Genomic DNA, 23461 nt, shown 5'->3' with positions numbered 1-23461 from the left:
CATGCTGAGCTTGTCGAAGCATCTCTACCGCTTCGTTGAATTTACCATTATAACGAAGTGGTAGAGATGCTTCGACTGCGCTCCGCTTCGCTCAGCATGACGTTCTCTTATTTATCCGTTCCCCGCATTGCGAGTTCTGGTTACCTTTGCACCACCATACCCCACCCCACCCACCTTTATATTACCCCGACCGCATGGCACGAATGGAAATGACGATGCCCAAGATGGGCGAATCCATCATGGAAGGCACCGTTCTCAAATGGCTCAAACAAGTTGGCGACGCCATCGAGCAGGACGAATCGGTGCTGGAAGTGGCCACCGACAAGGTTGATACCGAAGTTCCGGCCCTGCACGCGGGTATTCTGCAGGAGATTCTGGTGGAGGAAGGCCAGGTTGTAGCTGTGGGTGCGCCCATCGCCGTGATTGAAACCGATGCCGCCAACGCCGGCGCTCCGGCTCCAGCCGCTGCCCCCGCCGCACCAGCTGCGTCCGACAATGGCGCGGCTACCGCTGCCGCCAAGGTGCCCCACGTGCCGGCCGAAACGGCCCCGGCTGCCGGTACGGCCCAGCCCCAGGCCGGCCGCTTCTATTCGCCGCTGGTGCTCAGCATCGCCCGCGAGGAAGGCATCAGCATGAGCGACCTCGAATACCTGCCCGGCACGGGCAGTGAGGGTCGCGTAACCAAGAAAGACATCCTCGACTACGTCTCCGGCGGCAAGCAGCCTTTGGGCCAGCAAGCCGCTTCGGCCACTGCTACTCCGGCCCCAGCCGCTACCCAGGCTGCCGCACCAGCACCAGCCGCTACTGCTGTTAAGCCGCAGGCCGCGGCCGCCACCAAGGCCGTGCCTTCCATCAGCGGTGGGCAGGAGCTGATTGAGATGGACCGCATGCGCAAGATGATTGCCCAGCGCATGGTGGACTCGAAACGCATTTCGCCCCACGTAACGAGCTTCGTGGAGGCCGACGTGACCGACATCGTGAACTGGCGCAACAAGCACAAGGATGCCTACAAGAAGCGCGAGGGCGAGAACCTGACCTTCACGCCCATATTCATCCAGGCCATTGCCCGCGCCATCCAGGATTTCCCGCTCATCAACGTCTCCATTGACGGCGACTACATCATCAAGAAGCGCGACATCAACATTGGGGTGGCCGTGGCCCTGCCCTCGGGCAACCTCATCGTGCCGGTTATTCACAACGCCGACCAGCTCAACCTCAATGGCCTGAGCAAGAAGATGAACGACTTGGCTAACCGCGCCCGGGCCAACAAGCTCAAGCCCGAAGACCTGGAAGGCGGCACCTACACCGTGTCCAATGTCGGCTCGTTTGGCAACGTGATGGGTACGCCCATCATCATGCAGCCCCAGGTGGCCATCATGGCCGTGGGCGCTATCAAGAAGAAGCCGGCCGTGATTGAAACGCCCCAGGGCGACCTGATTGGCGTGCGCCACTTCATGTTCCTGAGCCACAGCTACGACCACCGCGTGGTCGACGGTTCGCTCGGCGGCATGTTCGTGCGCCGCGTGGCCGACTACCTGGAGCAGTTCGACCCCAACACGAGCATTTAGGGCTTAGGGCTCAGAATGTATGCGAAAGGCCCCGCCGTGGTTACACGGCGGGGCCTTTTCGATGATCAGAACGTACTTTTGATTGTTCATCTACTGCTCGCCTGAGTCAATCAGGCTGTGAGCAAGTACCTCGCTATTTCTCTCCATGAAAAAATACCTTCCCCTGGCGGCGCTGTTGGTTGCGCTCGGCCTCATCCTGTTCCTCTACCAGCGCCTGAACAATACCGAAACGGCTTTGAAACGGGCCGAGCAGAAATTCCAGGACTGCGAGATTGTCACCTTCCAGCTTCAGAACAAGCTCAGCCAGTTAAAGCGCGGCCCCGTACCCGATAGCCTGCGGGAGAAGTAGAAGCTGCAATTCTGATGCAAAAGGAATCCGGGTCAGGCCATTGAACAATGTAGTTCGATGACCTGACCCGGATTCCTTTTGCATCAGTATGACAGAGTTGCTTACTGCTGGCCGCCCGCATCGGGGGTAGTGCCGCCTTCCTTCAGGTCGTCGTTGCTGATGGCGCGACGGCGGCGGCGGGGCTGCTCGGTGGTGAGCTTGCCAATGCGGTAGCTCAGGTTGACGCGGACGCCGGCCCGGCGCAGCACGTTCACGCTGTTCTGGTCGAGCACCGGCGACTCGACGCGGCTGCGGATTTTGAACTCGGGCGTGAAGAAGTTGTCGGCTCCGATGCCGAACGAGCCGCGCTTTTCGGCGAAGTCCTTTTTCACACTCAGGCTATAAATGCCGAAACCGCCCTGGTAGCCCTGCAACTGCACCTGCCGGCCGCGGTAAAACGCGAAGCTCTGGAAGCCCCAGCCATTCTCGAAGGTGTAGGTGGCGTTGAGGCGGCCGCTGGCTACCCAGCCTGAGTTGCTGGCGGCCAGCACGGGGTTGGCCGAGTTGTTATCGAGTACGGCATAGAACACGTCGGTGCCGCCGCTGAGGGTGAACTTCTTGTTGATGTTGACATTGGCACTCAGGCTGCCCCCGTAGGCGTTTTCGGTGCCGATGTTATCGAAACGCGTGATAATGGTGTCGAGGTTGGTGGTGCGCACCGGCTGGATGGAGCCGGTGGTATTGCGCGCAAACACCGAGAAGTTGAGCGAAGTCTGTTTAACAAACGTGTTGTAGGCCAGCTCGTAGTTGTTGGTGTACTCGGGCCGCAGCTCGGGGTTACCGATAGTGACGTTGAGCGGGTTGGATGCTTGGCGGTTGGGGTTGAGGAACTGCAGCGACGGCCGCTGAATCCGGCGGTTGTAAGCGGCTTTCAGCAGGTTACCGTTGGCCAGCTTGCGCGAGAGGTTCAGGCTGGGCACCAGTACCCCATATGACGGAATGGAGGCCGCCCGCTCGGTTTTGAAGTCGGCGTTGATGGTGGTGTACTCGTAGCGGACGCCGGGCTTGAAGGTGTAGTTCTTCAGCAGCGTGAGCGTGTAGGCGGCGTAAGCGGCGGCCACGTTCTGGTCGTAGGTGAAGATGTTCGAAAGGCCCCGACCGGCCTGGGGTTGCCCGTTGAGCAGCGTGGTATAGTCGCTGTTCACGCGGCGGATGATGTCCTTGGCCCCGAATTCGAGAATCTGGTTTTCCTTGATGGGCGTTACGTAGTCGGCCTGCAGCGTGTATTCCTCGTTGTAGCTATCGTTGACGTTGCGCAGAAAATCGCCCGAACCCTGCCCCTCGCGGATGGCGTTGGTGAAGTTGTTGGTGCGCACGTTGCGGCTGTACTGTCCCAGCACACTGAACTCCTGGCGCGGCTTCTCGAAGGTGCGGGTGTAGCTGAGCGTGGCGTCGAGCGTAATGGAGTTATCGAGCACCTTCACGTCGCGCAGGCTGTTGATCACCGTGTCCCCGTCGGTGCGGAAAAACGTGGTGCTTGAGCGCAGGTTGTCCTGATAGCTGGTACCGTCGCGCTGGCCGATTTGCACCGAGGCAGCCACGAAGTTGAACTTGTTGATCTCGTAGTCCCAGCCCAGCGAATAGCGCGCGAACACGTTGTTCTGGCGCGTATCGGCCTGCTGCACCGAGCGGCTGACGACCGTGCGGTTGGCGGGGTCGTTGTTGGCCGGTAGGCGGTAGCTGAGCTGCTCGTTCTCGAAGCGGCCGGGCGTGTTGTACTGGCCACGGCCCCCGGCGTTGAACGAGAAGCCCATTTTGCCGGTGCGGTAGGCCGCGCTCAGGCCCAGGTTGCTGCTACGCGAGCCGGCGCTTATGCGGGTGTCGAGCGTGAAGCCGCGCAGGTTGTTTTGCTTGGTGACGATGTTGATGATGCCGCCCGAGCCTTCGGCATCGTACTTGGCCGAGGGCGAGGTAATCACCTCCACGCTCTTGATCTGGTCGGCCGGAATCTGCTTCAGCGCATCAGCAATACTGTTGGCCGAGATGGTGGACGGGCGGTTGTTGATGAGCACCCGGATGTTGCTGGAGCCGCGCAGACTCACGTTGCCATCGAGGTCGACGCTCAGCAGCGGCACGCGGCGCAGCACGTCGGTGGCGTCGCCGCCGCGGGTGGTTTCGTCCTTTTCGGCGTTGTACACCGTGCGGTCAACCTTCTCCTCAATCAGAGCGCGCTGGCCTTCTACTACCACTTCCTTCAGGGCCTGGGCCGTGCTTTCGATGGAGAGACTACCCAGGTTTACAGCGTTGCCGGCATCGGTGATGACGACACCGGGCTTCTCGAAGTTCTTGTAGCCGATGAAGCTGACCTGCACCGTGTAGGTGCCCGCCCGCAGCCGCGGGATGCTGAACTTGCCGTTATCATCGGCCGAAGTACCATCGACGGCCTTGCCGGTGGCGGGGCTCAGCAACACCACCGTAGCGTAGGGAACCGGCTGCTTGGTGGCAGCATCGATAATGGTGCCGGTAACGCGGCCGTTACCGGGTTCGGCCTGCGCCTGCCCGGCGGGGCGGCCGGAGCCGGTTGGCACCTGGGCCAGCCCCGTGGCGGCCGTGCCGCTCAGAGCCAGCAGCAGTACAATTTTCTTCATTCTAAAATCCAGAAAAATCAGCCGCCGCTAAACCCGCCGACCTGTGCCACAGACACAACTTTGCGCGGCAAGTGGCACGGCGGGCCGGGAATATTTTGTGGTAGTCGGTAGTGATGCTCAATTGGATGCACGCAGGTTATTCTTCGCTGGCCGCTGACTAACCTGCGTGCATTTACTCCCCTACCGTTCGCCCAATAGCATGAGCATAAAGGCGAAATGCCGGGCAGTGTCGCGCAGGCTTTGGAAGCGGCCCGAGGCCCCGCCGTGGCCGGCGCTCAGGTCGGTGTGCAGCAGCAACAGGTTATCGTCGGTTTTGTTGGCCCGTAGTTTGGCTACCCACTTGGCGGGCTCGAAATACTGCACCTGCGAGTCGTGCAGGCCGGTAGTCACGAGCAGATTGGGGTAGGCCTGGGCGCGCACGTTGTCGTAGGGCGAGTACGAAAGCATGTAGTCGTAGAACTCCTGCTGGTTGGGGTTGCCCCACTCGTCGTACTCGCCGGTCGTCAGCGGAATACTCTCGTCGAGCATAGTCGTTACCACATCCACAAAGGGCACGGCGGCCACCACGCCCTTGTACAGCTCGGGGTGTAGGTTGAGCACGGCCCCCATCAGCAGCCCGCCGGCCGAGCCGCCCAGTGCAAACAGCTTATCGGCCGAGGTATATTGCTCGCTGATGAGGTACTGCGAGCAGTCGGTGAAATCGGTGAAGGTGTTCATCTTACGCAGCTTCTTGCCGCCCTCGTACCACTGCCGGCCCAGTTCCTGCCCGCCCCGAATGTGGCAGATGACGTAGGCAAAACCCCGGTCCAGCAAGCTCAGCCGGCTGGCGCTGAAGGTGGCGTCCATCGAGAGGCCATACGAGCCGTAGGCGTACTGCAGCAACGGCGCGTTGCCGTCGCGCGCAAAGCCCTTGCGGTACACGATGGACAGCGGAATCAGCGTGCCGTCGGCGGCCGGGGCGTACTGGCGCTCCGTCACGTAGTCTTCCTTGCGGAAGCTGCCGAGCACGGTTTGCTCCTTGAGCAGCGTTTTGGCGCGGGTGGCCATGTCGTAGTCGAAGGTGGACGTGGGCGTAGTGAGCGAGGAGTAGCCGTAGCGCAGCACCGGCGTATCGAACTCGGGGTTGATGCTGATGGCGGCCGTGTAGGTGGGCTCGCCAAAATTGAGGTAGTGCTCCTGCCCATCGGCCCAGCGGATAACGCGCAGCCGCAGCAGCCCATCGTGCCGCTCGCCCAGCACCAGGTACTCCCGAAACAGCTCCATGTTCTCCAGAAACACCTCCGCCCGGTGCGCAATTACCACCTGCCAGGCAGCTTTGGCGGTGTCGGCCACGGGCGTTTTCAGCAGCTGGAAATTGGGCGCTTCGTCGTTGGAAAGCACGTAAAAATCGGGGCCGAAGTGCTCCACTTCGTACAGGTGGTCTTCCTCGCGGGCCAGAAACACCTGTAGCTCCGCCCGCGGCTCATCGGCCCGTAGGTAGCGCACCTCCGCCGACATCGTGCTGCCGATGTTCAGCAGCACGTACTCGCGCGACTTGGAGCGGCTCACGTGCAGGTAAAATGCCGCGTCGGCTTCCTCATACACCAGCTCGTCGGTGGCCGGGTCGGTGCCCAGCGTGTGGCGCCAGAGCTGGTAGTCGAGCAGTGTGTCGGGGTCTTTGCGGGTGTAGAAGACGGTCTGGTTATCGGTGGCCCACACGGCGCTGCCGCTGGTGTTGGCAATTTCTTCGGGGTACAGCTGCCCGGTTTGCAGGTCGCGGAAGCGTAGCGTGTAGAGGCGGCGGCTTACCACGTCCTCCGAATAGGCCAGCGTGCGGTTGTCGTCGCTTACTTCGAGCCCGCCGATGTGGTAATACTCGTGGCTCGCGCTCAGCGCGTTGCCATCAAGCAGCACTTCCTCCGACGCCTCCAGGCTACCCGGCCTGCGGCAGTGTACCGGGTACTCGCCGCCCTCCACGAAGCGCACGTAGTAGTAATACCCATTGTCGCGGTAGGGCACCGACTCGTCCTGCTCGCGGATGCGGCCCTTCATCTCCTGAAACAGCCGTTCTTCCAGTTCTTTGGCGGGCGCCATCTGCTGGTCGAAGTAGGCGTTTTCAGCCTTCAGATAGTCGATTACTACCGGGTTTTCGCGCTCATTGAGCCAGTAGTAGTTATCGGTACGAGTGCCAAAGGGCGAGACGAGCGCGTGGGCCTTAACGGCCGCTATGGGGGGGCGAGACATAAAGAAGGCAGGAGTTTGGGCCTGTACGGTGGGTAGCGCGAAATACAGCAGAAGCCCGGCAGGCAGCGGTAACGACGAATGCTTCGTGGCGGAGCAGACAAGAAGTAAGGATACCACCACTCTGTGGCCAGCCAAAGTACCGCTAAACCACGGATTCAGTGAGTTTGCGGGCGGAGCGGCCGCAGGCAGGGCGGCCATTTAACTTATGAAGGTACTGCCTGGTTTATTTAGTGAGGTAGGAAGCTGAAATACAGCGTCAACCCGTCGTCATTCCCCCTACTCATGCTCGAAAAGTATCCGCAAAACTGGCTTACTTGGTACGACACGACGGAGCGTAAATGGCATTCGCTACGGGCCGCCAAGCTGACGAGTAACTTAGTTATCGTGGCCTTCGTGGGGGGTATGATTATCAGTCTGCTCAGTTACTATGGCATACTAAACTATCCAGTGAGGCGGTTCTACGCCGTGGAGCTAGCTTTTAGCGTGTTGCTGATAAGCGAAATAACCAGCCTCATCTTCACGCTCTCGCGCTCGGTGGCCGATTCGGTGGGCAAGCAGTTCGAAGTGGTTTCGCTGATTCTATTGCGCGAGTCGTTCAAGGAGTTGGGCCATCTGCCGGTGGAACTGGCCTGGGACACGGCCATCCTGCTCGAATTGCTGCCCATTCTCACCGATGCGCTGGGGGCAGTGGCCATCTTCCTTATCATTGGTCTCTTCTACCGCATCCAACACCACACCCGCATTACCAGCTCGGTTGAGGAGCAGCAGGATTTCGTGCGTCTCAAAAAGCTGGTTGCCTCGCTGCTGCTGTTCGCTTTTCTGGCCACCGGCCTCTACTCGCTGGCCAATTTCGTTTACTACGGCCAGTACCACAGTCTGCTGGGCCGCTTCTACACGATTCTGATTTTCACTGACATCCTGATTCTGATTATTTCCCTGCGCTACAGCACCCTGTACCTACACTTGTTCCGCTACTCCTCGTTTGCCCTGGCAACAGTCATCATCCGCCTCTCGCTAACGGCCCCCAAGTACTACAATGTGCTACTGAGCGTGTCGGCGGGCCTGTTCGTGCTGCTGGTGGCCTACGGCTACAACCGGCTGAACCGCCCCGCCACCGGCCTCCTAAAATCCTAAAACCAGCCGCCGTCCTTTCTTAACGCAGCCAATTACTGCTCCAGAACCTTCACTGGGGCAATCTGCTGGTCAAAGTAGGCGTTTTCTGCCTTCAGATAGTCGAGTACGGCCAGTCATTCGCACTCATTGAGCAAGTAGTAATATCGGTGCGGGTGCCAAACGGCGAGAAGAGTGATTAGGCCTTCACGGCCGCTACGGTGGGCAGATATATAGGTATGGATATCAGGCAGAAGAACTGCCGGACGGCGAAGACCACCAGCTGGCTGATAGGCAACCGCCGGACAAGGCCGCAAGTTAAGCCGCCGTAGGGGGCAACGAGGCTTCCAGCGGCACGAGCAGCGTGAGTGTAGTACCGTAGCCGGGCCGCGAATCGAGCTGCAGCCGGGCATTGAGGTAGCGCGCGCGCAGCCGGATGTTATGCATGCCCAAGCCCTCAGCCGCCTCCGGCCCGAAGCCCCGGCCGTTATCCTCCACCATCAGTGTCAGATCGGTAGCGGTGCCCAGCAGCTGCACAGTTAGCTCGGTGGCCTGAGCGTGGCGCAGCACGTTCTGCACGGCTTCCTGCAGAATGCGGTACACCAGCGCCCGGGCCGCCACCGGCAAGCCCGGCACAGGCAGCCCTACCGTGTGCAGGCGCGCAGCCAGCTCGGGGGCCGAGTAGCGCAGGCGACTCAGCAGCTGCTGCGCGGCCGGTTCCAGCCCCTGCTCCAGCAGCGCCACCGGTGCCAACCCATGCGAAATACTCCGGATTTCGCGCACCGACTCATCGATGGTGGCGACGGCCGTGGCGAGCAGCGACTGTTGCTGCGGCTCGTGTAGGGTTAGGTGCTGTTGCAGGGCGGCCAGGTTCATGTGGGCCGCGCACAGCAGCTGGCCCACGCCGTCGTGCAGGTCGGCTCCTACCCGACGGCGCTCCTTTTCCTCTACCTGCAGAATTTCGCCCGCGTAGCGCCGTTCCAGCTGCTGGCGTTCCTGCACCAGCGCCACCTCGCGGCGCAGGTGCTGCCGGCTAATCAGCAGGTAGCCCACGCCGGCGCCAGCCAGCAGCAGCAGCAAGCTGCCTACCAGCAGGTTCTGCCGGCGTTGCTGCTGCTGCTCCTGCAGCTCGTCGCCCTGCTCCTGCTGGCGCAGCTGCTCGCTGAAATCGAGCGCCTGCACCTGCACCTGGCGATTGAGGCTGAACAGCCGGCCGGTGGTGGTACTGGCCCGGCGCAGGTGCACGAAGGCGCGGACCGTATCGCCGAGGACTTCATACTGGTCGGCCAGCACTTCGCTGGCCATAAGCACCCCCTTGGCGTACCCCCCGACCTGGCTGGCGTCCAGGGCCCGTTGGGCATATGCCAGCGCCGGACCCAACTGGCCCTGCTGCCGGGCCAGGCGGGCCAGCCCCAGCCAGGCCTGGCATAGCGCATACGCCACCGGCCGGCCGTAGGCCCGCCTGATGCAACGCTGGTAATAGAAGCGGGCCTGGGCCGGTTGGCCCTGTTGCGCCGCCACATCGCCCAAAATCGCCAAATCCCCGATTTCGCTGTGCCAGTCGTGCTGCTCCAGGTCAAGCTGGTAGCCCCACTTAACGTAGTGCAAGGCCGAGTCGGGCCGGTTTAGCTGCAGGTAGGCTTGCCCGATGTTGCCCGGAACAGGCGTCAGCAGTACCTTATCGTTGATGGCCTGAGCGCGGCGCACTGCCCTAAATAAGTAGCGCAGCGCCAGCCGGGGACTACCCTGCTCCAGGTGAGCGTAGCCCATGCCATTGTCGGCGTGAATCTGGCCGCCCTGGTAGTTGACCCGTTCGGCCAGGCGCCGCGCTGCCTGCATCGACTGCACGGCTGTAGGATAGTTACCGGTCCGCAGAAAGGCCCACCCCAGCATCAGTAGCGAGCGGCACTCGCCCCGCGAGAAATTCAGCGTGTGGGCCAGCCGGCGGCTCCGCTGCCCATATTGAATGGCCACCACCGGGTTGTCGTCGGTCCGGTCCCAGGCCAGCAGAATCAGCAGATTTACACGGCTGGTATCGGGGCGTGAATAGGCCAGCCGCCGCAGCAGGCTGTCGGCATAAACACTGGTGCCGCTCGCCCACGATGGGCTGGCCAGGCATACACAACACGCAAAGGCAAGGAGAAGCGTTTTCACTGCGCCAAATATATATAGCAGTGTTGCGATAATACGTCTCCCCCTGTTCTACGGACCTATATACCGGTTAAACAAAACCAGCCGGCCGCTCAACGAGCAACCGGCTGGCCTGATCTGCACAAACGAACGAGTTCTATAGTCCCGCCAGCTGCTGCTCAAGCGCCGCCATGTTGGCTTCGGCGTCGGCCAGCTTCTGCCGCTCGCGCTCCACCAGCTCGGGCTTGGCGTTGGCCACGAATTTCTCGTTGCTCAGCTTTTTGCTCACCGAGTCGCGGAAACCCTGGGCGTATTCCAGCTCCTTTAGCAAGCGCTCCTTTTCGGCTCCGAGGTCAATCTGGCCTTCGAGGGGCACGAAGAACTCGGCGCCGCCGGCCACGAAACCTACGGCCGCGGCCGGGGCGGCCTCCACCACCGAAATATCGGTGAGGGCGGCAAGCTTGCGGATGATACCGGCGTAGTCGGTCAACAGGCTTTGCAGCGTGGCGTCGGTGGTTTTGGCGGCCAGCAGCAGGGGCTTGTTGGGGCCGAGGCCCTTCTGGTTGCGGATGGTGCGCACGCCGCCCACGATTTCCAGCGCCTGAGCCATGCGGGCCAGCAGCGCGGGCGCGTCGGCCACGGGATGAGGCTTGGGCCAAGCAGCCACGCAGGCGTACTCTTTCGGGCCGCGCTCCTTCAGCTCATGCCAGATTTCCTCCGTGATGAAGGGCATAAACGGGTGCAGCAGGCGTAGCAGCGTTTCGAGGTAGGCGCTAGTGTGGCGCAGGGTTTCGGGGTCGATGGGAGCCTGGTAAGCGGGCTTGATCATCTCCAAATACACCGAGCAGTAGTCGTCCCAGACCAGCTTATACACCGTCATGAGCGCATCCGAAATCCGGAACTTCGTAAAGTGCTCGTCCATCTCGGCAATGGCCGCCTGCAGGCGGGCCCCGAACCACTCCACGGCCTTGTCGTTGGCGAAGGGCAGCGCGGTATCTACCTCCCAGCCCTGGCTCAGGCGGAAGGCATTCCAGAGCTTGTTGGTAAAGTTTCGACCCTGCTCCACCAGCTTCTCATCGTACAGCAAATCGTTGCCGGCCGGGGCCGAGAACAGCATGCCGGTACGCACGCCATCGGCCCCGAACTGGGCAATCAGGTCGAGCGGGTCGGGCGAGTTGCCGAGCTGCTTGCTCATCTTGCGGCCCTGGGTGTCGCGCACAATACCCGTCAGGTACACGTTTTTGAACGGCACCTCCTTGCGAAACTCCAGGCCGGCCATAATCATGCGGGCTACCCAGAAAAACAGAATATCGGGGCCGGTTACCAGGTCGTTGGTCGGGTAGAAGTAGTTGACGTCAGCATTATCGGGGTCCTCAAACCCATCAAACACCGAAATCGGCCACAGCCACGACGAAAACCAGGTATCGAGCACGTCCTCATCCTGGCGCAAATCGGCGGCCGTCAAGGCCTCGTTGCCGGGCTGCTGGCGGGCCTGGGCCAGCGCCTCGTCGGGCGTGAGGGCCACCACGTAGGTGCCGTCGGGCAGGTAGTAGGCCGGAATCTGCTGGCCCCACCACAGTTGGCGCGAGATGCACCAGTCGCGCACGTTCTCCATCCACACCCGGTAGGTGTTCTTGAACTTGGCCGGGTGCAGCTGCACGGTATCGTTCTCGACTACTTCCAGGGCGGGCTTAGCCAGGTGCTCCATCTTCATGAACCACTGCATGCTCAGCCGCGGCTCAATTACAGCCTTGGTGCGCTCCGAGGTCTGCACGATGCTGGCGTACTCCTCTACCTTCACCAAATGGCCGGCTTCCTCCAGGTCCTTCACGATGTTGCGGCGGGCCGCAAAGCGCTCCTGGCCCACATACAGCACCGCTTTTTCATTGAGCGTGCCGTCGTTGTTGAGAATGTCGATGACGGGCAGGTTGTGCTTCACGCCCAGCTCGTAGTCGTTCAAATCGTGGGCCGGCGTCACCTTCAGTGCCCCGGTCCCGAAATCGATGCTCACGTACTCGTCGGCAATAACCGGAATTTCGCGGCCCAGCAGCGGAATCCGCAGCTTCTGCCCAATCAGGTGCTGATACCGCGGGTCGTTCGGGTTCACCGCCACCGCCACGTCGGCCATAATGGTTTCCGGGCGGGAAGTAGCTATTGTGAGTTGCAAGCTGTCAGCCTCAAGCGGCAAGCTTTCGTTCTGTTTGTCTGCTTCTGCACTTGCAGCTTGTGGCTTGGAGCTTGTTGCTCCTACTATCTCGTACTTCAGGTAGTACATCTTCGCCATCACGTCCTTCGGGATAACCTCCTCGTCGGACAGGGCGGTTTGGCCCAGCGGGTCCCAGTTGACCATGCGTACGCCGCGGTAGATGAGGCCCTTCTGGTGCAGGTCGACGAATACGCGCAGCACCGCGTCGGTCAGGGCGGGCTCCATCGTGAAGCGGGTCCGGTCCCAGTCGCAGGAGGCGCCCAGTTGCTTGAGCTGCTCGAGAATAATGCCGCCGTACTTTTCCTTCCAGGCAAAGGCGTGCTCCAGAAACTGCTCCCGGGTCAGGTCCTTTTTCTCGATGCCCTGCTCCTTGAGCAAGGCCACTACTTTAGCCTCGGTGGCAATGGAGGCGTGGTCGGTGCCGGGCACCCAGCAGGCCTCGAAGCCCTGCATCCGGGCCCGGCGCACCAGCACATCCTGAATGGTATTATTGAGCATGTGGCCCATGTGCAGCACGCCCGTCACGTTGGGCGGCGGAATCACGACCGAGTAGGGCTGCTTGCGGGGGTTGGCCTTGGCTTTGAAAAAGCCCTGCTCCTGCCAGCGCTGGTACCATTTGGCTTCAACGTCGGCGGGCGTATAGGTTTTGGCGATGGTCATCGGTCGGGAAAAATCGGGGCGAATACGGGCACAAAAGTAGCTATTTCGGGCCGGGGCCGGAAACTACCGGAATTACTTGGCCTTTCCTGGCTGTAGGGGGTGTTACAACCGTGTCGATTGTTTATTTTTGAAGCTTCTGTAGAATATTAGAGGGTGGTGCTTCTGCTGGAAGCCCTTTCTGTAGGCCATTTCTCTGCTTTCGTCGTCGCTTCTGCTGGCCTATGGCTCTTTTCACCTTCCGCAAACCTTCCGCTGCCCGGCCAGCTACGCCCCCGTCTGCCGTGCTGCCTACGGCCCCGGCTTTTGCCGGCTCATTGCGCGTGGGCCTGGGCCAGCTGCTGGTAGAGGGCGGCGAGCCCGAGCGCAACCTATTCCGGGCCGAGCAGATGATGGCCGATGCCGCCGCCCAGGGCTGCGAGCTGGTGCTGCTGCCCGAAACCCTCGATTTCGCCTGGACGCACCCCAGCGCCCTCACCGAGGCCCAACCCATTCCCGGCCTCTACTCCGACCGCCTTTGCGAGGCCGCCCGCCAGCACGGCCTCTACGTGTGCGCCGGCCTCACCGAGCGCGCGCCCGACGGCCGCAACTACAACGCCGCCCTGCTCATCAACCCATCCGGCGACATCATCTGCAAATACCACAAGATCAACCTGCTAGAAGTTGAGCTGCCTTTCTATGCAGTGGGCCAGACGCTAAATGTAGTGGACACGCCGCTGGGCAAAATCGGCGTCAACATCTGCGCCGACAACTTCCTCGACGGTCTGGCCATCGGTCACACGCTGGCCCGTATGGGGGCCGAGTTTATCCTCTCCCCTTCGTCCTGGACCGTGGATTACTCCATCACCGAGGAGCACGACCCGTACAGCGAAAAGTGGATCAAGCCCTATTCCATTCTGGCCCAGCTCTATAACGTGAGCGTGGTGGGCACCACGTCGGTGGGCTACATTGTGGGCGGGCCCTACGAGGGCAAAAAGAGCATCGGCTGCTCGCTGGCCGTCGATGCGGGCGGCATCCGGGCCCAGGGCGTGTTCAACGAGTTTGCCGGCCAGCTCGTGGTAGCCGATCTGCCCCGGCCGGTACGCGCCGAACAAGGCACTCAAATCGGGCAGATGCTGGCCCGCAAGGGCTTTCGGCTCGATGAACTGCCAGCCCCCACCCGTTAACCTACCAACATTCCCCTACCCCGCATTTCGACTCTCACGCTACTGTTTTTGAATGGCCGACCTCTACCAGCAATGCAGCCGCTGCATTATGGACACTACCGTACCCGGCATTGTTTTCGATGCCCGGGGGGAGTGTAACTTCTGCAAGCTGCACGACAAAATGGACCGCGCCTGCCCGTTGGGCGAGGCCGGCGAACGGCACGTACAGGCCATGACGGCCGACATGAAGCGCCTCGGACGGGGCCGCCCCTACGACTGCGTACTAGGCGTTAGTGGGGGCCGCGACTCGTCGTTTACGCTCTGGTACTGCGTGGTAAAGCTGGGACTACGCCCGCTGGCAGTTCATTTCAACGACGGTTTCGGCAACCCCATAGCCGGCGAGAATATGGCCAAGGCCTGCCGCAAGCTGGGCGTGGAAATGCGTACCATCACCTCCGACTGGCGCGAATCCAAAGACCTTAAGATTGCCTTTCTGAAGGCTTCGGTGCCCGATATGGAGCAGGGCACCGATGTAGGCATTGCCACAGCCCTCTACGGCGTGGCCGCCAAGGAAGGCATTCAGCGCATCATTATCGGGCAGTCGTTTCGCACCGAGGGCATTGCGCCGCTGAGCTGGAACTACCTCGACGGCAAGTACCTGAAGGCCGTGCACAAGCAGTTTGGCACCGTGCCGCTACGCCCCTGGAAACCTGCCGACCCGGGCTTCCACCTCGATCTGAAGGAAATGTTCTACTACGCCTTCATCCGCCGCATCAAAACCGTCACGTTGCTCTATCACGTGGATTACGTGCGCGCCGATGTAGACGAGCTGCTGCAAAAGGAGCTCGATTGGGTGAACCCCGGCGCCCATTACTTCGACGACCTCTACCAAAGCGTCATCTACTACCTCAACCGCACCAAATTCAACATCGACCGTCGGCTATTCAACTATTCGGCCCTTGTCCGCTCGGGGCAGCTACCGCGGACTGAGGCGCTGGAGAAGGTGCGGCATATCAACAGCATCGAGGATGAGAAGGTCATCAACCTCTGCATCAAGCGTCTGGGCCTGAGCCGCGAGGAGTTCGAGCAAATTGTGGCCACGTCACCCACCACCTTCCGCTCCTACCCCAACAACTACGCGCTTATCCGCCGCCTCCGCTGGCCCATCATGCTGCTCAGTCAATTCCGCCTCATCCCCGAATCAGCCCACGATAAGTATTTCAACTGCGGCACCTAAGCCGCACAGGTGAGGCCGAAATACCCGGCAGACAGCGAAGCGGAGTTGTCCCTTTCAGAGCCACAGAATCAGCCGAAGCGCAAAGCCCCTGACATCCGTGCTGGTATCAGGGGCTTTCGCTTCGGTTGATTCTGAGCTGAGCACGAACTCTTTTTAGGCCTCCTGGTGAAGCCACTGCTTCTTGGCGAGCAGCTTTTCCTGCGATTCGCGGTAGTCGGGGTCGTCCACGCAGCAGTCGACGGGGCAGACGGCGGCGCACTGGGGCTCCTCGTGGAAACCCACGCACTCGGTGCACTTATCCGATACGATGTAATAGTACTCGTCGGAAACCGGCGTTTGGGGCGCTACGCCCACTACGGTCTGGCCGCCGTCGAGCTGCACGTCTTTCAGGCTGGTGCCGTCGGCCCAGCGCCAGGCGGCACCACCTTCGTAAATAGCAGTGTTGGGGCATTCCGGTTCGCAGGCACCACAGTTGATGCACTCGTCGGTTATCATGATGGCCATAGCCTCGGGGAATCGTTAGGGAGAGAAAATCGGGTATGCAAGGTACGTAAGCGGCCGGAGGCAGGATACGGAAAGGCAAAAGTAGGGATTACCTGTACACCCCTTGATATATGCTATGTAATTTCGGGCCGCCGATTTTGTTTTTCGCACTTGCCGACCATTTTTCCTTCCCTCCTGCTCTTTCAGCTCTGTCTTTCCATGATGCACGCCGACCGCCTTGCCGCTTTTGTGGCCCTGGGCCAGCGCCTCGCCGCTTTGCTCGCCCCGGCTCAGGCCGAGGAGCTAACCGAACTTTCCATCCGCGCCCGCAACAACAATCCTTGGTTTGACGCGCCCAACGTGCGCGCCGCCCTCGAAAGCATAGCCGAAATGCTCCGCGAGGAGCCCCTGCGCCAGTGGGCCGGCCGCTACCGGCCCGAGCCCGACCCGGCCCCTCGGCTCGTAGGCGTGGTGATGGCCGGCAACATTCCGCTGGTGGGCTTCCACGATGCGCTGTGCGTGCTGCTCAGCGGCCACCAGCTGCTGGCCAAGCTCAGCTCCGACGATACGCTGCTCATGCGCTGGATATTGCAGGAGCTTACCAGCATCGAGCCCCGCTTCACCGAGGCCGTGCAGCTCGTGGAACGCCTCAACGCCGCCGACGCCTTCATTGCCACCGGCTCCGACAACACGGCCCGCTACTTCGAGTACTATTTCGGCAAGAAGCCCCACATCATCCGGCGCAACCGCACCAGCCTAGCCGTGCTCACGGGCCACGAAACGCCCCACGAGCTGGGCCTGCTGGGCGCCGACATCTTCCGCTACTATGGCCTGGGCTGCCGCAACGTGAGCAAGCTATACGCTCCCGTCGGCTACGATTTCCCGCTGCTGCTCGATGCCCTGCAGCCCTGGCACCACGCGCTGCACCACAACCGCTACCAAAACAACTACGACTACAACAAGAGCATCTTGCTTGTTAATGCCGTGCCACACCTCGATTCGGGCTTCCTGCTGCTCACCGAAAGCGCCCGGCTCGTGTCGCCCATTTCGGTGCTGCATTACAGCACTTACACCAACGAAGTCGACCAGGTCGACCAACTCACCGACGTGGCGGCCCAAACCCAGTGCCTCGTATCAGGCGGCGGACAGTACCCGGGCTCCTTCGCCTTCGGCCGGGCCCAGCACCCCGGCCTCGCCGACTACGCCGACGGTGTAGACACCATGGCTTTCCTGGCCGACCTGAGCTGAAATACGATCCAAATAAAAAGCAAGGAACGAACAAGGGCGAAGCAATTGCTTCGCCCTTGTTCGTTCACAAAATCCGGGAAATCCGAAAAAAATCCGCGCTAATCCGTGATCCTAGAGCCGGTCCAGGGTTTTCTGGATCAGGTCGCCCACAATCTGGTCGGCGTTGGTGGCAAACTCGCCGGTGGCGCGGTTGGCCACGATGGCGTTGAGCGAGAGTACCTCGTGGCCCAGCATGCGGCCCAGGGCATAGTAGCCGGCTGTTTCCATCTCGAAGTTGGTGAGCCGGAACTCGCCCTCGGCGCTGTTGTAGCGGTAGTTCTGGTAGGCCTCAATGAGGTGGGGCAGGCGCAGATCGAGGCGCAGCACCCGGCCCTGGGGGGCATAGAAGCCGGGGCAGGTGAGCGTGTTGCCCATAATCATGTCGTGCCCGATTTGCTCGCGCAGCAGGTCGGAGCCACGCACGCAGTAGGGGCGGTAGGGCAGCTGCAGAGCCTGCTGGATGCCCTGGGCCACTTCAATCTCTAGGCCGGTTTCTACGAGCGGGTAAAACTGCATGAGCGAATCGAGGCCCACGGCGTGCTCAGAGGCCAGCAACGAGCCCACCGGCACATCGGCCTGCAACGAGCCGCTGGTGCCCACCCGCACAATGCGCAGGTTGATGTGCTCGGCCTGGGGCCGCACCTCGCGGGTCACGAAGTCAATATTGACCAGCGCATCGAGCTCATTCATCAGAATATCAATGTTATCGGTACCCATGCCGGTACTGATAACGGCGATGCGCTTGCCCTTGTAGTAGCCGACGTGGGTTACGAATTCGCGCTTATGGATTTTGGTTTCGATGGAGTCGAAATGCTCGCTTACGCTGGGCACCCGCTCGGGGTCGCCAACGGTAATAATGGTGTCAGAAATATGGTCGGGCAGCAGGTTGAGGTGATAAACGCTGCCGTCTTTGTTGAGGATGAATTCCGATTCGGCGATGGGCATGGGAGTTGGAAAGATTTATAGGTTAGGATGGCAGGTGTAAAAGACCCGTTACTGGCCCGGGGCGCGGTATGAAACCAGCCCTTGTTCGGGACTGTAGTGGTTGCTGAGCTTGGGGTAGGTGCCGGTGCCGTCGTAGGGGCGCTTGGCGGGGTGGGTCTGGCAGGTGGGCGAGCAGGCGCCGGCCAGCTGTTCGGCGCAGGCCTCGCAGAGCGGCACATGGGCGTTGCAGTGCGGGTTAGCGCAGTTCACCATCCGGTCGGAGGGCGTGCGGCAATGCTGGCACTGGCTGACGATACTGGGGTTCACGGTGTTCACATCGACGGCCACGCGGCCATCGAATACGTAGCATTTGCCCTCGAAATCCTCGCCTCCGGCCTCCAGGCCGTACTTGATGATGCCGCCGTGCAGCTGGTACACGTTGTCGAAACCCTGGTCGAGCAGGAAGGCGCTGGCTTTTTCGCATTTGATGCCGCCGGTGCAGTAGGTCAGGATTTTCTTGTCCTTGTACTGCGCCAGCTCGGCCACTTTCTCCGGGAACTCGCGGAAGTTCTCGATGTCGAGCGTTACGGCGTTTTTGAAGCGGCCAAGGCGGTGCTCGTAGTCGGAGCGCACGTCGAGCACCACCACGTCGGGCTGGTCTTTGAGGTCGCGAAACTGCTCGGGCGAGAGGTGGATGCCGGTGCGCTCGTAGGGCCGGATGGCGGGCAGGCCCACGTGCACGATTTCGGGCTTCACGCGCACGTGCAGCTTACGGAACGTGTGTTCCGGCGCTTCTTCCACCTTGAATTCGAGGGACGCAAAGCGCGGATCGGCCTTCACCAGCCGCATGTACTCCGCACAGTCGGCCCGGCGGCCCGATACGGTGCCGTTGAGGCCTTCGGGGGCCACGATGATGCGGCCCAGCAGGTTCAGCTGCAGGCAAAGCCGGTGGTGCTCCTCCCGAAACTGCTCGGGGTTTTCCAGCGGCGTGTAGCAGTAGTAAAGCAGAACGAGGTAATCCATTCTTACTGAGAAGTGAGAAGGTGAAGCCTGAGAAGTGAGACGAAGAAATACCTAGTTGGCGGTTTCGTCCGGGTCACTTCTCAGGTTTCAGAATCTCATGTCTAAAACTTAAACTTTCGCCGCCGGATTGCCGAATACCGTCTGGTTGGCGGCCACATCGGCCACCACGACCGAGCCAGCCCCCACACGGGCTTTAGCCCCGATTTTCACCCCGGCCACGATTACGGCACCGGCCCCGATAAAGGCCTGCTCGCCCACCGTTACACCGGCGTTGAGAATGGCCCCGGCCCCTAGTTGGGCGTAGTCGCCCACTTCGGCTTTTACATCGACCACGGCGTTGGCGCCCAGGATGCAGCCGTCGCCGAGGCGGGCAGTACCGGCTACCACGACGTTGGCTCCCACGAGGTTGCCGTGGCCCAGCCAGGCGTGGGCCGATACGCTGGCCCGCTCATGGATGGCATTGACGGGCGCCACGCTGTATTCTTCGCGCAGCATGTTGGTGAGGCTGCGGCGGCTGGCCGTGTCTTCGGTGGCCACGAATACCTCGCACTTCTTGCCCAGCAGCTTGAGCAGCTCCTTATCGTCGGTGTTGCCCATTACGGGCACGTCGTTGAGTTCGGTTTCCTGCAGGGCAGCATTGTCGTCGAGCAGGCAGTACACGACTACATCGTTGCTCTGGAAGGCATCGAGAGCCGCGGTGCCCACGGCCTGAGCCCCCAGGATGATTACGGGATTTTCCATATCTATTAAAAAACGGCCGCGGGGCGGCCGATGACGAGTTAAGAACGAAACAGCAAAGATACGGGATGAGATGTAAGTGCTGATTGGCAGTTGTGAGTTGTCAGTAAAAAGAACGTGTCATGCTGAGCATGTGGCGCATAAAGCCAGTGTGCGGAGCCGCAGTCGAAGCATCTCTACCGCAGTAGTAGTCCTACCGGCTGATTAGCTCTACAACGAAGCGGTAGAGATGCTGCGCCACATGCTCAGCATGACACGTTCTTTCACTCGCAATTGCCAACTCACTTCAGCCAACGGCGCACGTAGTCGTTTTGCAGCAGTAGCAACAGCAGAAACGGCAGGAACGTGACGCGGTAGCGGCTGAGGGTGCCCAGGTTGGGCGTAGTGAGGCCCAGCAACGCGGCCAACAGCACACAGTAGAGCAGCAGAGCCATTACCACCGCAAACGGCAACCGGCCGGCGCGGCCCCGCACCACGGCCACTGAGGCTACGCCCAGCAACCCCAGCAGCAGCAGATTTTCGAGGCCCGCCGCCACGTAGCGTACCGAGTCGCCCTCCCAGGGCCAGGGGCGCACCAGCGTGTTGAGGGCGGCCACCGGCGCATGGCGCACCACGCTTTCGGTGGTGGGCTGCAGATTGGGGTAGCGCAGGTGGGGCCGGTCGGCGGAAACGCGGAGCAGGGCGGTGTAGTTGCGCTGGAGCTGGGAGGTAAATTTATTGGGCCGGAAAAGCGTGCTCACCTCCCCTGCCGCCCAGCTTCCGCCGGCCAGCAGGCTCAGCAACAGCGCCAACTGCACCAGTCGGTTCCGGGCCAGCCCCAACTGCTGCAACACCCGAATCAGCCCCAGCCCGGCCAGCACCCCGAACAGCACCACGGCGAAGAAATAGCGCATCTTGAAGTGCAGCAGCGCGGCGGCCAGCAGTCCCGCCACCACCCAGCTCCGGCCCGTATACGGCCCGTAGGCCAGCCGCAGCACGGCGGCCAGCACCAGCGCCCCGCTGCCCACTAGTAGGCTTTCCTTGGTCAGGCCCGAAGTCCAGTACACCACCGTGGGCCAGAGCAGGAAGGCCCCTACGGCCGCCAGCGGCACCGCCTCGGGCCACAGCCGCCGCAGCTGCCGCACCAGCTCCCAGCTACCCACAAAACTAAATACCGACAGGTACAGCGCGTTCAGCCCGGCGCTGCCCAGGCTGGCCAGGTTCAGCACCGACAGCAGCTTGACGATAAAAAGCGTGTTGGAAAATCCATGAAATATCAGCTTCGCGCCCTGCCAGTGAAACTCATCGGTCGGCAGCATGCGCAGCCACTGGCCGGGCGCCTGCCAGAGCTGGTCGGTCATGCGCCGGCTCCAATCCAGGAAATACAACGCGTCCTCGGTTAGCACTATCAAGGTAATGGCCGTGGCCAGCAACTTCAGGGCCAGCGTGGGCAGCACCCAGCGACCCAACTGGGGCAGTTGCCGCACCCGGCGCAGCCACTGCCACAACAGCCACAGCAGGCCGGTATTGAGCAGCAAGGCGAGGAAAATCTTCATTTGAGCTGCAAGCTACAAGCTGCGCGCCACAAGCTGCAAGCCTAGCCGCGTAAGCTGTTTGAACATGCTTGTGGCTTGCAGCTTGTGGCTCAAAGCTGGCGGAGCAGGCTGGCCCCGATGCCGCAGTGCACGCAGCGGCGCGGGGCGCAGTAACCGCGGTGCAGGGCCAGCAAAGCCTGCGAGTCGGCGGCGCAGGTATGGCGGAAGCCAGCGGCGTCGTAGGCGTCGGTGAAGTGGTTGCGCTCGGCGGGCAGGTGGTCAAGCAGGCTGAGGGCGGCTTCGACTTGGTCGGGGTTGCCAACGGAGCGGGCGTAGGCCACGCGCAGTGGCACCACGGTGTTGGTTATCAGCAGGTGCACGCTGCCGCGGCCCAGCTCGGCCACTTTCCCGGGGCGGCCGGGGCGGGTGTGGGTCTGCCAGTACTCGGGCAGCGGAGCCCGGAAAAACTGCTCCAGCGCCCGGCCGTCGCGGGCCGTGAGCAGGGCGTCGAACAGCGTGGGGCGGGCATGGAGCAGGGCTATGAGCTGGGCTAGCCGCACAGTGGGAAAGTTAGCCGGTCGCAGCCGCAGGAAGTTCCATTCGTGGGCCGCCAGCGCCGTACCGTGCAGGTTGTGCTTGTGGCGCAGAAACCCAAACTCCGCCTGCAGGTCGCGGCTGAACTCGTCCTGCGGCTCGTCTTCCAGAAACCCGGCCTGCCCGAACACCAGCGCGGCCAGCTGGCGGCTGTCGGGGCGGTAGCGGCGCAGCAGTGCCAGCGGCAAGGCTTTGGCTAGGCGGGCCAGCGGCTCGGTGTTTTTCTGGAAACCGAACGCCGCCGCCAGCGCGTGCCAAGCGGTGGCCTCCCAGTCCTGGCCCAGCCGCTCATGCAGCTCGGTTACGCGGTCGGCCTTCTGCTCCATTCGCTCCAGCAGCGTGCGGCCCAGCATCATGGTGCGCGTTAGCTCCGACACCTGGGGCAGCAGCGGGGCGCAGGGCAGCAGGGTTTCGGGCGGCTGGCCGCGCAGCTGCTCGTAGGCGGCCAGGGCCCCGGCTGGCAGCCGCGCCGCCAGGGCCAGCACCGGAATTTCGGAGCCGTTGGTGCGCTGCACCGGCACGTCGGCCACGTTCACTACGTGCAGCACCACCTGGTCGTATTTGGGGTCGGTCTGGTGCTGGTGGCGGTGCCAGTCGGAAGCACGCAGGTGGATTTCCACGCCCCGCTCCATTCCACCTCGCCTATCTGCAGGCGGGCTCCCAGAAAATCGGGGCCGGCATCGGGGTTGCGGTGACCAGGACGCAGCACGGTTATCCGCTGGCCGTCGTCGGTAAGCAGGTCGGTTTTATCGAAGTACTGGTGCTGCCAAACGTAATGGAGAAAATCTTCCTGCATAATGAGTCCTCCCTAAAAAAGCAGCTTTTGGGTCTGAAACCGAACTCAAAGTAGGCAAAATCAGCCCAACAAAGAACCGGCCCGCCCCTGCATCAGCAGGAGCGGGCCGGTTAGATTGGCTGGTGTGCGCTTAGCGCAGGTCAATTACCTTCACACCTTTATACTTGGTTTTATCGAAGTTGAAAGTCGTGGCATCAACCGGGGCGTTGGGCAGAAACTTGCTGATGCGGTAGGTGTAGCGGTTGCCGTTCTTTTTGTACATCTGCCAGCTTTTCACAGCCTTATCGTTGCGGCCTACTTTCAGGCGCACTTTGTACACGGGGTTACTACGGTCTTCGGGCGAGAGGTCGATAATGTCGACTAACTCGCCGCCCTCCTTGGCTTCCTGCACATAATTGTACTTGTAGCCTTTCTTGTAGAGCGTGTAAATCTGCGAGGGCGACACTTCCTGCTCGTCGGGCTCGTAGTCGGACACGTTCACTTCGTTCTCCGACTTCATGTAGGTCCACATGGTCTGGCCGTTGTTGATGACCTCCTGACCACTCATTTTCAGCCGAAACTTCTGGCCGCTCACTGTAATGTCACCGGTCAGGTTCTCTTTTACTTTGGCCGCGTCGTTTTCCAGGGTTTGGGTGAAAGTAGCTTTAAAAGCCTTCATGGCCTTGTATTTCGCACTCATCTGGTCCAGAATCTTCTCCGCCTTAGGATCCTGCTGCGCAGTAGCTACGGAGGTAAAAGAAACGGACAGGGCGAGCAGAGCGAGGTACTTTTTCATTGCAAAAGGAAGAGGTTATTTAGTGCTTGGTTGTTGGTTGGTGGTACTCAGACTGTAGAGTCGACACTTGCTGCC

Annotated in this window: 16 protein-coding genes and 1 pseudogene; 6 read left to right on the top strand and 11 right to left on the bottom strand. The window is 61.4% G+C overall.

Annotated elements, in window-relative coordinates; all coding sequences use genetic code 11:
* Nucleotides 1-194 precede the first annotated feature (194 nt).
* Together D0N36_RS04000 and D0N36_RS03995 are read left to right on the top strand one after the other, a co-directional pair.
* Nucleotides 195-1568 (top strand): dihydrolipoamide acetyltransferase family protein, encoded by a 1374-nt coding sequence (locus D0N36_RS04000; protein WP_116939947.1) that lies wholly within the window; start codon nucleotides 195-197, stop codon nucleotides 1566-1568.
* Between the two features lie 145 nt (nucleotides 1569-1713).
* Complete coding sequence (locus D0N36_RS03995) at nucleotides 1714-1917, top strand: hypothetical protein (RefSeq protein ID WP_116939944.1); 204 nt, start codon at nucleotides 1714-1716, stop codon at nucleotides 1915-1917.
* Between the two features lie 101 nt (nucleotides 1918-2018).
* Here the strand turns inward: D0N36_RS03995 and D0N36_RS03990 are convergent, their stop codons facing one another.
* Nucleotides 2019-4544, bottom strand: coding sequence for a TonB-dependent receptor domain-containing protein (locus D0N36_RS03990; RefSeq protein WP_116939942.1), 2526 nt, complete (start codon nucleotides 4542-4544; stop codon nucleotides 2019-2021).
* 180 nt (nucleotides 4545-4724) lie between these two features.
* Entirely contained in the window at nucleotides 4725-6767 is a 2043-nt protein-coding gene (locus D0N36_RS03985) for a S9 family peptidase (protein WP_116939940.1), read from the bottom strand.
* A gap of 282 nt (nucleotides 6768-7049) precedes the next feature.
* Here D0N36_RS03985 and D0N36_RS03980 point away from each other — a divergent pair, with 282 nt between their 5' ends.
* Nucleotides 7050-7901 carry a hypothetical protein gene (locus D0N36_RS03980; RefSeq protein WP_116939938.1) on the top strand — a complete coding sequence of 284 codons (852 nt, stop codon included), beginning with the start codon at nucleotides 7050-7052 and terminating at the stop codon, nucleotides 7899-7901.
* A gap of 294 nt (nucleotides 7902-8195) precedes the next feature.
* Here the strand turns inward: D0N36_RS03980 and D0N36_RS03975 are convergent, their stop codons facing one another.
* Entirely contained in the window at nucleotides 8196-10031 is a 1836-nt protein-coding gene (locus tag D0N36_RS03975) for a sensor histidine kinase (RefSeq protein WP_116939935.1), read from the bottom strand.
* Nucleotides 10032-10164: 133 nt separating this feature from the next.
* Nucleotides 10165-12873, bottom strand: coding sequence for a valine--tRNA ligase (locus D0N36_RS03970; protein ID WP_116939932.1), 2709 nt, complete (start codon nucleotides 12871-12873; stop codon nucleotides 10165-10167).
* A gap of 221 nt (nucleotides 12874-13094) precedes the next feature.
* On the opposite strand from D0N36_RS03970, the gene D0N36_RS03965 reads away from it, so the two are divergent.
* Nucleotides 13095-14036 (top strand): carbon-nitrogen hydrolase family protein, encoded by a 942-nt coding sequence (locus tag D0N36_RS03965; protein WP_116939930.1) that lies wholly within the window; start codon nucleotides 13095-13097, stop codon nucleotides 14034-14036.
* A 52-nt stretch (nucleotides 14037-14088) separates the two neighbouring features.
* The gene (locus tag D0N36_RS03960; protein WP_116939928.1) at nucleotides 14089-15252 is read left to right on the top strand and encodes an N-acetyl sugar amidotransferase; all 1164 of its coding nucleotides are present in this window, start codon (nucleotides 14089-14091) and stop codon (nucleotides 15250-15252) included.
* 153 nt (nucleotides 15253-15405) lie between these two features.
* Here D0N36_RS03960 and D0N36_RS03955 read toward each other — a convergent pair whose 3' ends face one another.
* A complete protein-coding gene (locus D0N36_RS03955; protein WP_116939926.1) occupies nucleotides 15406-15756 on the bottom strand; it encodes a 4Fe-4S binding protein in 351 nt (116 codons plus the stop codon).
* Nucleotides 15757-15954: 198 nt separating this feature from the next.
* Between D0N36_RS03955 and D0N36_RS03950 the strand changes: the two genes are divergently transcribed.
* Nucleotides 15955-16983, top strand: a complete 1029-nt coding sequence (locus tag D0N36_RS03950; protein WP_116939924.1) for an acyl-CoA reductase — start codon at nucleotides 15955-15957, stop codon at nucleotides 16981-16983.
* Nucleotides 16984-17094: 111 nt separating this feature from the next.
* On the opposite strand, the gene D0N36_RS03945 is transcribed toward D0N36_RS03950, so the two are convergent.
* The 6 genes and pseudogenes from D0N36_RS03945 to D0N36_RS03915 all read right to left on the bottom strand — a co-directional run bounded on the left by D0N36_RS03945 (nucleotide 17095) and on the right by D0N36_RS03915 (nucleotide 23386).
* Entirely contained in the window at nucleotides 17095-17967 is an 873-nt protein-coding gene (locus D0N36_RS03945; RefSeq protein ID WP_116939921.1) for a nucleoside phosphorylase, read from the bottom strand.
* 48 nt (nucleotides 17968-18015) lie between these two features.
* Entirely contained in the window at nucleotides 18016-18969 is a 954-nt protein-coding gene (trhO, locus tag D0N36_RS03940; protein ID WP_116939919.1) for an oxygen-dependent tRNA uridine(34) hydroxylase TrhO, read from the bottom strand.
* 108 nt (nucleotides 18970-19077) lie between these two features.
* Nucleotides 19078-19710, bottom strand: coding sequence for a NeuD/PglB/VioB family sugar acetyltransferase (locus D0N36_RS03935; protein ID WP_116939916.1), 633 nt, complete (start codon nucleotides 19708-19710; stop codon nucleotides 19078-19080).
* 278 nt (nucleotides 19711-19988) lie between these two features.
* Complete coding sequence (locus D0N36_RS03930; protein ID WP_116939914.1) at nucleotides 19989-21242, bottom strand: hypothetical protein; 1254 nt, start codon at nucleotides 21240-21242, stop codon at nucleotides 19989-19991.
* A gap of 89 nt (nucleotides 21243-21331) precedes the next feature.
* Nucleotides 21332-22611, bottom strand: a pseudogene (locus D0N36_RS03925) (DUF2851 family protein).
* Between the two features lie 130 nt (nucleotides 22612-22741).
* Nucleotides 22742-23386, bottom strand: a complete 645-nt coding sequence (locus D0N36_RS03915; RefSeq protein ID WP_116939907.1) for a LolA family protein — start codon at nucleotides 23384-23386, stop codon at nucleotides 22742-22744.
* Nucleotides 23387-23461: the final 75 nt, after the last annotated feature.

The sequence above is a fragment of the Hymenobacter lapidiphilus genome (genome assembly GCF_003417065.2).
Taxonomy (GTDB): Bacteria; Bacteroidota; Bacteroidia; order Cytophagales; family Hymenobacteraceae; genus Hymenobacter.
This window is presented reverse-complemented; position numbering and strand designations above follow the sequence as displayed.

Coding starts and splice junctions, on each gene's coding strand:
- D0N36_RS03965 (WP_116939930.1), top strand. CDS start 13,095: ATGGCTCTTTTCACCTTCCGCAAACCTTCCGCTGCCCGGCCAGCTACG.
- D0N36_RS04000 (WP_116939947.1), top strand. CDS start 195: ATGGCACGAATGGAAATGACGATGCCCAAGATGGGCGAATCCATCATG.
- D0N36_RS03980 (WP_116939938.1), top strand. CDS start 7,050: ATGCTCGAAAAGTATCCGCAAAACTGGCTTACTTGGTACGACACGACG.
- D0N36_RS03945 (WP_116939921.1), bottom strand. CDS start 17,967: ATGCCCATCGCCGAATCGGAATTCATCCTCAACAAAGACGGCAGCGTT.
- trhO (WP_116939919.1), bottom strand. CDS start 18,969: ATGGATTACCTCGTTCTGCTTTACTACTGCTACACGCCGCTGGAAAAC.
- D0N36_RS03960 (WP_116939928.1), top strand. CDS start 14,089: ATGGCCGACCTCTACCAGCAATGCAGCCGCTGCATTATGGACACTACC.
- D0N36_RS03970 (WP_116939932.1), bottom strand. CDS start 12,873: ATGACCATCGCCAAAACCTATACGCCCGCCGACGTTGAAGCCAAATGG.
- D0N36_RS03950 (WP_116939924.1), top strand. CDS start 15,955: ATGATGCACGCCGACCGCCTTGCCGCTTTTGTGGCCCTGGGCCAGCGC.
- D0N36_RS03985 (WP_116939940.1), bottom strand. CDS start 6,767: ATGTCTCGCCCCCCCATAGCGGCCGTTAAGGCCCACGCGCTCGTCTCG.
- D0N36_RS03915 (WP_116939907.1), bottom strand. CDS start 23,386: ATGAAAAAGTACCTCGCTCTGCTCGCCCTGTCCGTTTCTTTTACCTCC.
- D0N36_RS03995 (WP_116939944.1), top strand. CDS start 1,714: ATGAAAAAATACCTTCCCCTGGCGGCGCTGTTGGTTGCGCTCGGCCTC.
- D0N36_RS03955 (WP_116939926.1), bottom strand. CDS start 15,756: ATGGCCATCATGATAACCGACGAGTGCATCAACTGTGGTGCCTGCGAA.
- D0N36_RS03935 (WP_116939916.1), bottom strand. CDS start 19,710: ATGGAAAATCCCGTAATCATCCTGGGGGCTCAGGCCGTGGGCACCGCG.
- D0N36_RS03930 (WP_116939914.1), bottom strand. CDS start 21,242: ATGAAGATTTTCCTCGCCTTGCTGCTCAATACCGGCCTGCTGTGGCTG.
- D0N36_RS03990 (WP_116939942.1), bottom strand. CDS start 4,544: ATGAAGAAAATTGTACTGCTGCTGGCTCTGAGCGGCACGGCCGCCACG.